This is a genomic window from Lentzea sp. JNUCC 0626, from assembly GCF_043632865.1.
Classification (GTDB): Bacteria; Actinomycetota; Actinomycetes; order Mycobacteriales; family Pseudonocardiaceae; genus Lentzea.
Map to the genome: position 1 here is coordinate 7,353,282 of NZ_CP171635.1, position 13,975 is coordinate 7,367,256.

Here is a 13,975-nt window from a genome sequence, read left to right on the forward strand (position 1 = left end):
GCTTGATCTTGATCGTCGGCGATTCCCTTCAGTGCCACCCGAGTAGCGAGGTTTCCTGCGTTGTTCTCCGCTGATCTGCGAGCGAAGACGGGAGCGTCCGGCATGCGCCGGTTCGCCACCCGTGCGCTGCTCGCCGTCGGTGGAGCGATCGCGGGAACGGCCGTTGCGTGGGCACTCGGCACGTCCTCGGCCCACGCGGCCGAAGGCGCTGACACGCAGCAGTTCGACATCGTCAGCAAGGTCGTCGCGTCCAGCGACGAGAAGCTGCCGGTCGTCGTCGTTCCGGCTGCCAAGGCAGTGCACAAGATCGACGAGACCTTGCGCGCCGAGCAGGAGAAGGCTCGCGCCGCCCTGCCGAACGTGCAGGTCCAGCAGGCGGTCGAACAGATCGCCGAGCGCATCCTGCCGCAGGTCACCAGGATCGGTCAGACGCAGGCACCCGCCGAAGCGCGGATGCTCGACGTGACGTTCCCGGAGATCCCGGCTCCCGCCACCGAAGCCGCTCAGTCGGCGGACCCGGTGGTTCCGCAGTACACCGCACCTTCCGGTGCATCGTGGACTGACCTGTTGGAGCACAACAACTTCGTCGTGCCCTCCGAACAGAGTCCGTCCCTGCCCAGCAACCCGTTGCCGAAGTTGCCCGTCCCGGCCCCCGCGCCGGTGCAGTGCTCCTCGTGCCACGACGGTTCTGGCTCTTCCAAGGGCAGCCTGATCGCTGCTCTCGCTGCTCCCGGCAACGCTCACGGCACCTCGTCGACGGCTGCTCTCGCGCCGTCCACCGACGAGGTCACCGTGACGCCGGGCAAGCAGCCCGGTATCAACCCCGACTGATCACAGCGCGCGGTCCGCGACAGCCCTCCTCCCCACGGCTGTCCGGAATTCGACCGACGCGCTTTTTTCTTGCGCTCCTTACGGTCGATCACCGCGTGCGATTCCCCCGGTGAAAGACGCGCCTTCCCCTGCGCGTTCTCGGCCCCACCTCCCATGAACCCCCGTTTTTCTGAACGGGAATTTGGAAAAAGGAGATCTAATGCAGACCTGGGCAAAGCGCGGACTTCAGACCGCGTTTGTCACTGGTGGTTTGCTGATGCTCGGTACGGGCATCGCTTCTGCCCAGGAGAACGTCGACCCGGACGCAGCCCCGCCGGCCGTCGACGTCGCCGCTTCGGTCCCGCTCAAGGCGGACCAGAACAAGCTGGCCACTCCGGTTCGGGAGATCACTCTCCCCAAGGTCGACCGCACGATCAGCACGGACCGCGTCACCAGCGCGGTGCCCACCCGCACGGCGTCGCCCGTCGCGAACCCGCTGGTCCGTCAGGCCGGCGAGCGCCTGCAGGGCACGCCCCTGCAGAACCTCGTCCGCGGCAACACGATCCAGGCGCACGTCGATGTGCCGATCAACATCTGCGGCAACGCGATCGCGGTCCTCGCGAACACCGACGCGACCGCTGACTGCTCGCAGCACACGCACCGCGACGGCACCATCGTCACGGACGGCGCGGGCCAGGCGCTTGCCGGCAACGTCGTCGCCGTCAACCACGTGCTCCCGGTCCAGCTGACCGGCAACGCCATCGCGGCCGGTGGCAACGCCACCACCAACACCGCCGCCGAGCAGGTCTCGACGACCGGCGGCGACATCACCACCAACGGTGACCGCGGCGCCCTCTCCGGCAACGTCGTCGCCGAGCAGGGTGCGACCCCCGTCCAGATCACCGGCAACGGTGTGGGCGCGGCCGGCATCGCGCAGGCCAACTCGACCGCCGACACGTTCGCGTCCTCCGAGGGCGACGTGTGGACGAGCGGCAAGAGCAGCTCGCTGTCCGGCAACGCCGTGCCGATCCCGCTGGCTCCGCTGGCCGAGGTCAACGGCAACTCCGCCGCGGGTGCGGGCAACTCCGGCACCGACTCGGTGCAGACCGGCACCGCGATCGCCGGTGGCAAGACCGACACCAACGGTGACCCGGCCACGCTGGCCGGCAACGTCGTGGCCCCCGCCCTCGCGGGCCCCGTCACGGTGGACGACAACGCCGCCGCCGTCGGTGGCAACGCCGCCGCCGTCAGCGACACCTCGAACTGGTCCGACGCCGGTGGCCACATCCACACCGACGGCCGCGGCTCCACCGCTGCCGGCAACGTGGCCGGTGTGCCCGTCTCGCTGCCCACCTCGGTCGGCGGCAACGGCGCGTCCCTGGTCGGCAACGCGCTGACCGACCACTCGAACGAGGTCACCTCGAACGCGGGTGGCGACGTCTACACCCTCGGCGACAAGTCGGTCCTCTCCGGCAACATCGCCGACGTCCCCCCGGCCACGGCCGTGGACGTGTGCGGCAACGGTGCGACGCTGGCCGGCCAGGCAGCGGGCACCTGCATCAACGACGTCGACTCGGAGACGGGCGGCTACCAGGGCACCACCGGCAACGACTCGGTGATCTCGGGCAACATCGCCCAGACCCCCGTTGCCACCCCGGCCGAGGTCTACGGCATCGCCGGCACCCTCGGTGGCCAGGCGTCGGGCTCCGCGGACGAGACCAAGTCGGTCCGTTCCAGCGGCAAGCCGAACACCGAAGACGACAACGGCACGGTCGCCAGCAACATCGTGACCGCCCCGACGGCCGCCGCGCCGCAGGTCTTCGCGGTCACCGCCGGCCTCGTCGGCAACACGACGTCGGACACCGCGAACGACACCCGCGTCATCGCGGGCGACAACCCCCAGGCCACCGGCAAGAAGGGCTCGGTCGCCGGCAACATCGTCCAGGTCCCGACCTCGACGCCGGCCCAGGTCTTCGCCGACGGTGCCACCCTGGTCGGCAACAACAAGACGACCGGTGACAACGCCACCGACATGAAGGCCGGCGGCGACGCCATCACCACCGGCGAGACGGGCTCCATCGCGGGCAACGTCGTGTCGGCTCCGGTCGCCACCGGCACCCAGGTGCTCGGCTGGTCGGTCGGCGGCGGCAGCAACGTCGACGCCTTCTCCACCAACTCGCTGTCGTCCGTCGCCGGTGGCGACGTCAACAGCAACGGTGACAAGGGTGCCGTCTCGGGCAACCTGATCGGCGCGCAGCCGGCCGTTCTCCCCGCGGTGCCGGGCAACACGGTCGCCGCGGCCGGCATCACCAACTCCGACGTGGTGTCCGACACCAACGTCATCTCGGGTGCCGACAGCTACTCGACGGCCGACGACGCCTCGGTGTCCGGCAACCTGATCCACGTCCCCGCCAACGCCTTCGCCGGCGTCTACGCGGACGCGGTCGCGGCTGCGGGCAACGCGACGACGGTCACCGACAAGTCGTCGTACACGCAGGCCGGCGGCGAAATGCTGACCGAGGGCTCCGGCCCGCTGACCGCCCGCGAGATGACCGTTCCGGTCGAGGCGGCGGCCAAGGTCGCGCGCATCCCCGTCGAGGTCGTCGGCCAGGCGACCACGCTGGGCACGAGCGACGACACGCAGCTCACCGGCGAGGACACCGACGGCACCCTGCGCGCCGCGCAGCTCAAGGGCCTCGAGCTCCCCAAGGGCGTCGACAGCCTGCTGAAGGCCAACCAGGTTCCGACCTTCCACGGCCTCGACAGCAAGCTGCCGGTCAACCAGTTCCCGAACCCGGCTGACCTGACCGCGATGGCCGGCACGCTGCCCGTCCCCGCGCTGCCCGGTGTGGCGCAGGAGCGCACCGCTCTGCCGGTGAACGGTGGCCTCGCGAGCCTGTCCCCGAACGTCCAGGGCCTGCCGCTCGGCCAGCTGCTCGACGGTGCCAAGGACCTGGTCCCGGCCACCGCCACCGAGCGTTCGCTGCCGTCCCTGCCCGTGACCGCCCCGGCCCTGCCGGTGCCGGTCCAGCTGCCCGCCCTGCCGACCGAGCGCTCGCTGCCGACGCTCCCGGTCGACGGCCCGGCCTCCCTCTCGGGTCTCAACCTGAACCCGACCCAGGGCCTGGCCCCGCAGGCCGACGAGCGCGCGCTGCCGCAGCTGCCGTTCGGTGCCCCGGCGCTGTCCGCGCTGGACACGGCCACCGTCTTCAAGACGGTGTCCGGCCTGCTGTAAGTAACACCCGCTAGACGCAACACCCTCCTCCGGTAAGAAACTGAGCCCCAGCGACACGACGGTGTCGCTGGGGCTCAGTGCCGTTCCGGGGGATTTCGCGCTGTCTCGATCACTTCGTGCGGCAGCGCGTCCCCGTCGCTGGTCACCCAGTGCACGTGCGGACTGTCCCCCACCAACTGCCTGATGAGCTCGGCGATGGGTTCCCCGTCCCCGAAGTCGTGCTCCGCCAGCACCGCGAGCACCGCGTCGCTGTACCGAGCCACCGTGAAGTCGGCCCGCAGCCCGTTCCGCAACTGCCGGGCCGCCAAGATCACGTCCTCGGGCCCGTCGACGAACACCACCGTGATGAGCGTGCCCCGCGTGCGCGCCCGAATGAGCGCCTGCTCCAGGCGGTCGAGCAGCAACGCGTGTCCGGGTAGCCCCGTGAGCGGGTCGTGCAGCACCCTCCGGTTCTAGCCGAGCCCCGTGCCACTTGACCAGCACCACCACCACGACGGGTGAGTGCCGCTACGCGTTGGGGTCGGGCACGGCCTTCTCCGCCGCCCGACTCGTCTCCTCCCACGCGGCCCACGTCTCCATCCGCTGCTGGGACAGGGAGAACGCAACATCAAAAACCATGCTCCCCAGGAGAAGGCGCAGCGGCGGCTCGTCGGCGTCGACCAGCTTCATCACCGCCTCCGCAGCCAACCGAGGCTCACTGTCCACGGACCCCTCGGCCCACTGCTTCTCCAACTCAGCCCGCAGCTCCCGATAAACCGGATTGGGCTCGGTCGCCTTGCTGCTCGCATAGAGATCAGTCCAGTACCCACCGGGCTGCACGATGGTGACCTTGACCCCGAACGGCGCGGCCTCGGCAGCCAACGCCTCACTCATCCCTTCCAAGGCGAACTTGCTGGCGCTGTACAACCCGGTACTGGGAAAACCCCCAAGCGCCCCAATGCTGGAGATCTGCAAGAGGTGCCCACCCCGCTGCGCCCGCAGCTGCGGCATCACCGCCTGACTGACCCACAACGCCCCGAAGAAGTTGAGCTCCATCTGAGCCCGAGCCTCGGCCTCGCTGAACTCCTCGACCATCCCGGCGTGCAACACCCCAGCGTTGTTCACCACGACATCAAGCCGCCCGAACCGCCCCACCGCCTGGTCAACGGCATCGAACACCCGCTCCCGATCCGTGACGTCAACGGCGAGCGCCATCAGCCTGTCCGGGTGCTTCGCGACGAGGTCGTCCAACCTGGACACGTCCCGAGCCACCCCGACCACCACATCACCGACACCGAGCGCAGCCTCCGCGAACGCCCGCCCCAGCCCACGGCTGGCACCGGTGACAAACCAAACCCGAGCCCCAGCGACGTTCATCTGCTTCTCCCTCAGCTCCAACGAGACGAGACGTCTCGTCTCGTTGGACGGAAGCATGCCTCTTGCCCTCGACTTTGTCAACGAGACAAGACGTCTCGTCTCGCCCCCTGCTAAGTTCGCCGAGTGCCCACCAAGGTCGCCCCAGACCCAGCCCGCCGCAGCGACGCGTCCCGACGAGCCATCCTCACCGCGGCCCTGACGCTGGTCAGCGAGATCGGCTACCCCAACGTCACGATGGTCGCCATAGCCAAAGCGGCAGGCGTGGGCAAACAAACCATCTACCGCTGGTGGCCGACAAAGGGCGCACTCCTCTTCGACGCCTTCCTGTCCCTGGCAGGAGACGGCGAAGCAGCATCACTCCCGAACACAGGCGACCTGGCCACAGACCTGAAGTCGGTCCTCGACGCCACCGTCGACGAACTGAACGACCCGGCCCTGGACCAGGCAATGCGAGCCATGCACACCGAGGTGGTCCACGACCAAACCCTGGCCGCCGACTACGCCACCAGACTCGACGCGCCGATGCGCGCCCTCAAAAGGGCACGCCTGGAAGCAGCCCAAGCAGCAGGCCACATCGCAGACGACGTGGACCTGGACGTGGCGGTGGACCTGATCTGGGCCCCGATCCTCACCCGCTGGCTGCACCGCACAGAACCGCTGACCAGCGCCTACGCCCACAAGGTGGTGGACACGGCCCTACGAGGCCTAACCCCACGCACCTGAGCGCACCCACCCAACGCAATGCCGAAGGCGAGCCGTCCCTCTCAGGCCACACGTGCAGCGCGTGAGGTGACGTACCAGCACAAACCCAGCCACGCACCAACGAGATTGGGGCTTGACTTTGGGTGCGAGGTGCTACCACTCGTGGCTCGGCCGGGCGCTTTTCAGCCCGGCCTTTCCGGTCCGACCAGCGCCTCGCAAGGGCCCCGAAGTCAAGCCCCAATCTCTATCGTCGCGAAGCGGCGATGAAATGACCCGTCCGTCGAAAGTCTTTGCACCCCAACGCAACCACCGCCAAAGGCGACGGGATCAGGTCTGGGCCAGGTCAGTAAACCGCGAGTAGTGCAACTGATGCGCCACAACGATGGTCGCAGTAGGCCCAGCACGGTGCTTGGCGATGATCAAGTCAGCCTCACCGGCCCGCGGGTCATCCCGCTCCCAAGCATCCGGCCGGTTAACCAAAATGACCATGTCAGCGTCCTGCTCCAGCGACCCGGACTCACGAAGGTCGGACAGCATCGGCCGCTTGTCCGTCCTCTGCTCAGGACCACGGTTCAGCTGCGAGATCGCGATCACCGGCACGTGAAGCTCCTTGGCGATCAGCTTCAGATTTCGGGAGAACTCCGAAACCTCCTGCTGGCGCGACTCGGTCTTCTTGCCGGACGACATCAGCTGGAGGTAGTCGACCACGACGAGCTTCAGGTCGTGGCGCTGCTTCAACCGACGGGCCTTGGCCCGGATCTCCATCATCGTCAGGTTCGGACTGTCGTCGACAAAGAGTGGCGCTTCGCTGATCTCGCTCATCCGGCGGGCCAGGCGGGTCCAGTCGTCGTCGCTCATCGTGCCGCCGCGCATGTCGCTGAGGCGGATGCGCGCCTCGGCGGAGAGCATGCGCATGACGATTTCGGTGCGGCTCATTTCCAGGCTGAAGATGGCGCTGGTCATGCCGTGCTTCACCGAGCACGACCTGGCGAAGTCGAGGCCCAGCGTCGAGTTGTGGGTCGGGATCATGGTCTCGCCGGCGAGGTACAGGTGGTCGTGGTTGTCGACCTCCACGCAGCGGACCGGGACCGAGGCGACCGGGCGGACGGCGAGGATCTCCACCTGGTCGTGGCGGCCGAGGCTCGCGGTCAGTTCGTCGACGTCGCGGCGCAGGCGGGCGAAGCGGCCGTCGATCTGCAGGGCGGCGAGGAGTTCTGCTCGCTGCTTGTGCGACGCGCGCAGGTACGCGGCCGGGATGTGCGGGTCGTCGGCGACGTCGAGGTCCTTGGCGACGCGGAGTTCCTCGTCGGTCAGTTCGAGGTCACCGAGGCCCGACAAGAACAAACCGAGCGCGCGCGGCGACAGCGGTAGCGCGGCAGCGGGCAGTTCCCAGGCCGAGGACATGCGCACGTACTGGCGGCAGAGGCCGACGCGCTCGAAGAGTTGGGCCGTGGTGCGGATGGCCCAGAAGCCGCCGGTCTCGGAGCACGACTCGGTCAGCCACTGGTGGTCGGCGTCGGCGACGATCACGGTGCCGTCGGAGAACTCCACCTCGAAGCACGGGCGGCCCGTCATCACCTCGGTCGCGGCGACGACACGGGTCGGGCGGCCGTCGGCGCCGATCAGGTACGAGCCCGCGGAGACCTCACCCATCGTCGTCCAGCCGGACGGGGTGGGCAGCGGGGTGTTCAGGGCCAGCGCCTTGCCGACACCGGGGCGGGCGGCGACGATGATCATCTGACCACCGTGCAGGCCGTTGGTGAGGGCGTCGAGGTCCGCGAAGCCCGTCGGGATGCCCTGGGAGATGCCGCCTCGGGACGCGATGGCGTCGATCTCGTCCATCGTCGGCTGGAGCAGGTCCTCGAGGGCCACGTAGTCCTCGGTGGTGCGGCGGTCGGTGACCTCGTAGATCGCCGCCTGGGCCCGGTCGACCACCTCGTCGACGTCCGCGCCCTCGGCTCCGTTGTAGCCGAGCTGCACGATGCGGGTGCCGGCCTCGACGAGACGGCGCAGGACTGCCTTTTCGGCCACGATCTCGGCGTAGTAGCCCGCGTTCGCCGCCGTGGGGACCGTCGCGATCAGCGTGTGCAGGTACGGGGCGCCGCCGACGCGCAGCAGCTCGCCGCGGCGTTCGAGTTCGGCGGAGATGGTGATCGGGTCTGCCGGTTCGCCCCGGCCGTAGAGGTCGAGGATGCAGTCGTAGATCGCCTGGTGGGCCGGGCGGTAGAAGTCGTTCGGGGCGAGCGCCTCGATGACGTCCGCGATGGCGTCCTTCGAGAGCAGCATGCCGCCCAGCACGGACTGCTCCGCGGCCAGGTCCTGAGGCGGCTGGCGCTCGAAAGCGGGTTCCGCCATGCCCCGGTCGTCCACGAGCGCCACTGCTGAATCACCCCTGCGAAGAGTCGAGAAGCCGGTGCCTGAGTCCCCTAGTTGTACCGCGCGGCACCGACAATTTCGGGCGGCCACGCTGTGCGACGGCGGCGCCCTGGTGGCGACGCTAGAGGGACCCGTCCGGAGCAAGCAAACCAGCGTGTGGATCGTCCTGTGGACAACTGGGGGACAACCTGTGGATGGTTGCTCACAGGGGTGGGGGCGCTGGGGACAACCTGTTGACAACCGGTGGAGTGACAGAAATAACCCCAGCTCAAGGGCTGTGTACAAGTTGTGGAAAAAGTTGTGCGGCACACCCTCGGCGTGTCGCGAAAAACACTCTCGTCGGCGTGTCGCGGCGTCGGTAAACCTGCGGTTTATCCACAGGACGTGGACAGGTACGCACTGGTCCGAACGAGCGAAAGCGCCACCCACCCGGAGCATTCCGGGTAGGCAGCGCTTCAGCAAACGCAACCGTGGGCAATCCCCACCAAAGGGTGGTGATCAAGGCCCAAAGAGCACTTACTCGCCGGTCGTGACAACCAGCGGCAGGGCGACGGTGACCTCGGGGTGGAGGCGAACCGTCACCGAGTGCTTGCCGGTGGTCTTGATGTGACCCGGCAGCTCGATGGCGCGCTTGTCCAGCACCGGACCACCGGCGGACTTGACGGCAGCCGCCACGTCCGCGTTGGTGACCGAGCCGAACAGCTTCTTGGAGCCCGAGGCGGCCTTCGCGGTCAGGGTGACGCCACCCAGACCCTCGAGCGCGGCCTTGATCTCCTTGGCGTGGTCCAGGTCGCGCACGCGGCGGGTGTCCTGCGCGCGGGTGATGACCTGGATCTGCTTCTGCGCGCCACGGGTCGCGACGATCGCGAGACCACGCGGGAGCAGGTAGTTGCGGCCGTAGCCGTCCTTGACCTCGACGATGTCGCCGGGAGCACCAAGGCCGGAAACGTCAGCGGTGAGGATGAGCTTCATCGCGAATGTCCCCTTTCTTAGCGAGCGGTCGAGGTGTAGGGCAGCAGGGCCATCTCACGGGCGTTCTTCACGGCAACAGCGACGTCGCGCTGGTGCTGCGAGCAGTTGCCCGTGACGCGGCGGGCACGAATCTTGCCGCGGTCCGAGATGAACTTGCGGAGCAGCGTCGTGTCCTTGTAGTCGATCAGGGACGCGCTCTTGTCCTTGCAGAAGGCGCAGACCTTCTTCTTGGGCTTGCGCACAGGCGGCTTGGCCATGTGTCTCTAACTCCTGGATACGCGATGTGTGAAGTACTGGATGACCGGTGCGGTTCGGTCTAGAAGGGGGGCTCGTCGGCAAAGCCACCGGAGCCGGCCGGCGGGGCGGAACCCCACGGGTCGTCTGCCGGCGCGCCGCCGCCACCGCCGCGAGACTGCTGACCGCCGCCGCCGCCGAAGCCGCCGCCACCGCCGCCGTCTCCACGGCTGACCTTGTTGACCTTCGCGGTCGCGTAGCGCAGCGAGGGGCCGATCTCGTCGACCTCAAGCTCCACGACGGTGCGCTTCTCGCCTTCCTTCGTCTCGAAGGAACGCTGGCGCAGCCGTCCGGAGACGAGCACTCGCGAACCGCGGGTGAGCGACTCGGCCACGTTCTCGGCGACCTGACGCCACACGTTGCACCGCAGGAACAGCGCTTCGCCGTCCTTCCACTCGCCGGACTGGCGGTCGAAGGTGCGGGGCGTGGAGGCCACCGTGAAGGAGGCCACCGCGGCACCGCTCTGGGTGAAGCGGAGTTCGGGGTCGGCAGTCAGGTTCCCGACCACCGTGATCGTCGTCTCACCAGCCATGTCTTGGGAGCTCCCCTAATTCAGGTTCGTCAGGCCTTGGCGGCCGACTTGGCGGGCTCGCGGCGCAGGACCTTCGTCCGGAGCACCGTCTCCTGCAGACCGAGCTGGCGGTCCAGTTCCTTCACCGCGTCAGGCGTCGAGGTCAGGTCGAGCACGGCGTAGATGCCTTCGCTGCTCTTGTTGATCTCGAAGCTCAACCGGCGCTTGCCCCATACCTCGACCTTCTCAACGTTTCCGCCCGTGGTGCGGATGACGTTGAGGAACGTGTCGAGAGACGGCGCGATCGTGCGCTCGTCGAGACTGGGGTCGAGGATGACCATCACTTCGTAATGACGCATGAGGACCACTCACCTCCTGTGGACTCGCGGCCACGGGCTTTCCGTGGCAGGAGGGTCGTCGCGTCAGCAACTGACAAAGGTTAACAGAGCGCGTCCGGCGACTACGCAGGGGTGCGGCGGAGCACCCAGGTCCGCACCAGCGCGCCCGTGACCAGCGCCAGCATCAGCACCGCGACCAGCACCGGAGCACCGACGCCGCCGGGTCCCGAGAGCCGGGGCAACGCCGTGGCGCGACCGGCGGCCTGCACCGAGTCGCCCTCGATGCCGGTGCCGTTGGACGCGCGCGGCACCGGCGAGCCGTACCGGACGCCGGGGGACGGCGAGTACAGGCCGGGCATCGCGAACGGCAGCGAGCCGTAGCTGAACAGCGGCACGCGCCCGAAGTTCGAACCGATCGGGTACAGCGAGAAGTCGCGGTTGCTGGGCGCACCGGCTCCGACGCCGGGCACACCGGGCTGCGTGCCCGGCTGCGTTCCGGGCTGGGTCCCCGGCTGACCACCGGGAGGCTGCTGACCAGGCGGTTTCGGAGCGCCCGGGATGAGCCCGCCCACGGCGTTCTGAGAGGCGTCGCCGACGGCCTTGGCCCCGTCCTGGATCGGCGCCGCGACCGCGTTCACGCCGACGACGGTCACCTGGCAGCCCTGCGTCAGCGTCTGCCGCACGGTCTTGTCGAGCGTGCCGAGGATCGGCCCGAGCAGCGGGATCTTGTTGACCTCGACCATCACCGCGTTGGCGATCGTCGCGCCGGAAATGGTCTGCGTCCCGAGCTGCACCGCGCCGATCGGCATGGGCTTGGCCTGCGCGAACGCCTTCTGGAACGGTTCAGCGAGCGGCGGCCCGAGCAGCGGAACGGCGCGGACGAGGTCGGTGATCGGCTGCGTCACGGCACTCGGACTCAGAGAGATGGGAGTGCCGGGCGCGCCCTGCACGGACGTGGCACAGCTCCCGACCACGATGGGATCAGCCGCGTGCGCGACCCCGCCCACCGAAGCGGACGCCAGGGCCAGCAGCGCCGTGGCGGCGACGCTCAACAGCCTCATGCGAACCCCTTTCCTACTCTCTAGTAACGACCGTAGGTCCTGGTGGTGACGCGGACCACCCCCAGTTTTCGCAATTACTCCTATCGGCGGCGGCTGCGATGACGTTAGGGACGACGACTACCCTCCTGCGTTATGCGCATCGGGGCCCATGTACGCGACGACGACCCGGTCGGCGCCGCTGCCGAACGCGGGGCCGAAGTCGTCCAGTTCTTCCTGTCCGATCCCCAAGGCTGGAAGAAGCCCCAGCCCCACCCGCAGACGGAGGCCCTGCTCGCCTCCGACCTCGAGGTGTTCATCCACGCGCCGTATCTGATCAACATCGCGTCGCTGAACAACAAGATCCGGATTCCGTCCAGGAAGAACGTGATCCAGCACGCGGAGGGGGCTGCCGCGGTCGGTGCCAAGGGCCTGATCGTGCACGGCGGCCACGTCACCAAGGGCGAGGACCCGGCAGAGGGCTTCGCGAACTGGCGCAAGTTCTTCGAACGGCAGGTCGCCGACGGCGGCTTCGCGGTCCCGGTGCTGATCGAGAACACCGCGGGCGGCGACAACGCGATGGCGCGCTCGTTCGACAACATCAAGCGCCTCTGGGACGCGGTCGGCGAGTTCGGCTCCGGCTTCTGCCTCGACACCTGCCACGCGTTCGCGGCGGGCGAGGACCTGGTCGGCATCGTCGAACGGGTGAAAGCCATCACCGGCCGCATCGACCTCGTGCACCTCAACAGCTCGAAGGACGAGTTCGGTTCGGCGCGCGATCGGCACGACAACATCAAGACTGGCACCATCGACGCCGACCAGCTGGCGGCCGTGGTCGCCACCGCCGGGTGCCCCGTCGTGGTGGAGACACCGGACGAGGGCCAGGCGGAAGACATCGCCTTCCTGCGCGACCGCGCCGGCCGGTGAACACCGTGCACGAGGTGGTGAGCGTGACGCCCGAGCGAGGCGACGCCCGGCGTTTCGCGAACCGCTTCGGCAGCGCCGCCGCCGTCGTGCTCGTGCTCCTGTGCGGGCTCACGCTGCTGCTCGGCTTCATCAACAAGGACCGCTGCACCGGTCCGTCGTTCGACCAGTGGGGCCGCACGCAGCCCGACTACGACGAACGCAACAAGGAAGACGTCTGCTACTCCGACATCCAGCACCTCTGGATCGGGCGCGACATCGACCGCCACGTCTTCCCCTACGTCGACGGCAGCATCAACGACAAGGGCACCCTCATCGGGGGCACGGTCGAGTACCCGGTGCTCTCCGGCCTGCTGATCTGGGCGGGCGCGATCTTCGCGCACAACGACGCGGAGTACCTGCTCTACTCGTCGCTGCTGATGGCGCCGATGGGCCTGCTCACGGGCTGGTTGCTGGGCAAGCTCGCCCGCTGGCGCGCCCTGCTGTGGGCGATCGGTCCACCGCTGATCCTCTACGCGTTCCACAACTGGGACCTGCCGGTCGTGCTGTGCTCGGTCGCCGCGGTCTTCGTGGTGCACCGCTGGAACCGGCCGCTGGTCGAGAGAGCGGTGGTCGCGTCCGTTCTGCTGGGCCTCGGGTTCGCGTTCAAGGTCTACCCGGCGGCGTTCGTGCTGCCGCTGATGCTCTTCGTCGCCACCGGTGGCTGGCGCGGCCAGGAGATGCCGAACGGCAAGAAGGTCGACGTCGCCGGCGCGATCAAGGTCGGCCTCGCCTCGATCATCACGGTCGTGCTGGTCAACCTGCCGTTCGCGATCGCCGGGTACGACGGCTGGGCGGCGTCGTTCGAGTTCCAGTCGCTGCGCCGGGTCGACATCACCACGAACTCGATCTGGTACTGGGGCCTGCGGCCGTTCATCGGCGACGACCCGATGCAGTCGTTGGTCGGCGTGATCTCGCCGATCGCGATCCTGATCTCGTTCGCGATCGCCGCGGGCTACGGCTGGCACCGCTTCCGGCGTGAGGGCAGCTACCCGTGGATCGCGGTGTCCGGCGCGATGCTGTGCGGCTTCATGTTGCTGCACAAGGTCCACTCGCCGCAGTACACGCTGTGGCTGGTGCCGTTCCTCGTGCTGTTGCGCGTGCGGCTCATGTGGGCGTTCGCGTACTTCGTCGTCGACCTCGCGATGGGCATCGGCATCTTCCGCTGGTTCTGGGCGATCGAGTTCGGCCAGCCCGCCGGGATCTACGACAGCTTCTCCGCGCAGGCCGTGATGATCGGCGTGTGGGGCCGGGCCGCGTTGCTCGTGGCGTTGTTCGTGGTGTTCCTGAAGTCGAAGGACGTCACCGAGGACGACCACGAAGATCTGAAGTTCGTCCGCAAACCGGTAGCCGCGGGGGCCTGACCCGACGCAGACTGCAG

At 68.4% G+C, this 13,975-nt stretch carries 13 protein-coding genes; 5 read left to right on the top strand and 8 right to left on the bottom strand.

Annotation, left to right across the window (positions count from 1 at the left end; all coding sequences use genetic code 11):
• Positions 1 to 60 precede the first annotated feature (60 nt).
• Both JNUCC0626_RS33785 and JNUCC0626_RS33790 read left to right on the top strand, forming a co-directional pair.
• On the top strand, positions 61 to 831 hold the full coding sequence (locus tag JNUCC0626_RS33785) for a hypothetical protein (RefSeq protein ID WP_394614795.1): 771 nt from the start codon (positions 61 to 63) through the stop codon (positions 829 to 831).
• A gap of 199 nt (positions 832 to 1,030) precedes the next feature.
• A complete protein-coding gene (locus JNUCC0626_RS33790) occupies positions 1,031 to 4,045 on the top strand; it encodes a beta strand repeat-containing protein (RefSeq protein ID WP_394614796.1) in 3,015 nt (1,004 codons plus the stop codon).
• A gap of 74 nt (positions 4,046 to 4,119) precedes the next feature.
• Here JNUCC0626_RS33790 and JNUCC0626_RS33795 read toward each other — a convergent pair whose 3' ends face one another.
• Together JNUCC0626_RS33795 and JNUCC0626_RS33800 are read right to left on the bottom strand one after the other, a co-directional pair.
• On the bottom strand, positions 4,120 to 4,488 hold the full coding sequence (locus JNUCC0626_RS33795) for a hypothetical protein (protein ID WP_394614797.1): 369 nt from the start codon (positions 4,486 to 4,488) through the stop codon (positions 4,120 to 4,122).
• 64 nt (positions 4,489 to 4,552) lie between these two features.
• Complete coding sequence (locus JNUCC0626_RS33800; protein WP_394614798.1) at positions 4,553 to 5,401, bottom strand: SDR family NAD(P)-dependent oxidoreductase; 849 nt, start codon at positions 5,399 to 5,401, stop codon at positions 4,553 to 4,555.
• A 123-nt stretch (positions 5,402 to 5,524) separates the two neighbouring features.
• On the opposite strand from JNUCC0626_RS33800, the gene JNUCC0626_RS33805 reads away from it, so the two are divergent.
• Positions 5,525 to 6,124: a TetR/AcrR family transcriptional regulator gene (locus JNUCC0626_RS33805; protein WP_394614799.1), complete on the top strand. Its 600-nt coding sequence runs from the start codon at positions 5,525 to 5,527 to the stop codon at positions 6,122 to 6,124.
• A gap of 306 nt (positions 6,125 to 6,430) precedes the next feature.
• Here the strand turns inward: JNUCC0626_RS33805 and dnaB are convergent, their stop codons facing one another.
• The 6 genes from dnaB to JNUCC0626_RS33835 all read right to left on the bottom strand — a co-directional run bounded on the left by dnaB (position 6,431) and on the right by JNUCC0626_RS33835 (position 11,655).
• Positions 6,431 to 8,917 carry a replicative DNA helicase gene (dnaB, locus tag JNUCC0626_RS33810; protein WP_394622157.1) on the bottom strand — a complete coding sequence of 829 codons (2,487 nt, stop codon included), beginning with the start codon at positions 8,915 to 8,917 and terminating at the stop codon, positions 6,431 to 6,433.
• A 78-nt stretch (positions 8,918 to 8,995) separates the two neighbouring features.
• Entirely contained in the window at positions 8,996 to 9,451 is a 456-nt protein-coding gene (rplI, locus tag JNUCC0626_RS33815) for a 50S ribosomal protein L9 (protein ID WP_394614800.1), read from the bottom strand.
• A gap of 17 nt (positions 9,452 to 9,468) precedes the next feature.
• A complete protein-coding gene (gene rpsR, locus JNUCC0626_RS33820) occupies positions 9,469 to 9,708 on the bottom strand; it encodes a 30S ribosomal protein S18 (RefSeq protein ID WP_030480165.1) in 240 nt (79 codons plus the stop codon).
• 59 nt (positions 9,709 to 9,767) lie between these two features.
• Complete coding sequence (locus tag JNUCC0626_RS33825; protein WP_089918350.1) at positions 9,768 to 10,277, bottom strand: single-stranded DNA-binding protein; 510 nt, start codon at positions 10,275 to 10,277, stop codon at positions 9,768 to 9,770.
• Between the two features lie 29 nt (positions 10,278 to 10,306).
• The gene (gene rpsF / locus JNUCC0626_RS33830; protein ID WP_089919040.1) at positions 10,307 to 10,615 is read right to left on the bottom strand and encodes a 30S ribosomal protein S6; all 309 of its coding nucleotides are present in this window, start codon (positions 10,613 to 10,615) and stop codon (positions 10,307 to 10,309) included.
• A 101-nt stretch (positions 10,616 to 10,716) separates the two neighbouring features.
• Complete coding sequence (locus JNUCC0626_RS33835) at positions 10,717 to 11,655, bottom strand: hypothetical protein (RefSeq protein ID WP_394614801.1); 939 nt, start codon at positions 11,653 to 11,655, stop codon at positions 10,717 to 10,719.
• A gap of 132 nt (positions 11,656 to 11,787) precedes the next feature.
• Here JNUCC0626_RS33835 and JNUCC0626_RS33840 point away from each other — a divergent pair, with 132 nt between their 5' ends.
• Positions 11,788 to 12,558 (top strand): deoxyribonuclease IV, encoded by a 771-nt coding sequence (locus tag JNUCC0626_RS33840; RefSeq protein ID WP_394614802.1) that lies wholly within the window; start codon positions 11,788 to 11,790, stop codon positions 12,556 to 12,558.
• A gap of 23 nt (positions 12,559 to 12,581) precedes the next feature.
• Complete coding sequence (locus tag JNUCC0626_RS33845) at positions 12,582 to 13,958, top strand: glycosyltransferase family 87 protein (protein WP_394614803.1); 1,377 nt, start codon at positions 12,582 to 12,584, stop codon at positions 13,956 to 13,958.
• Positions 13,959 to 13,975 lie beyond the last annotated feature (17 nt).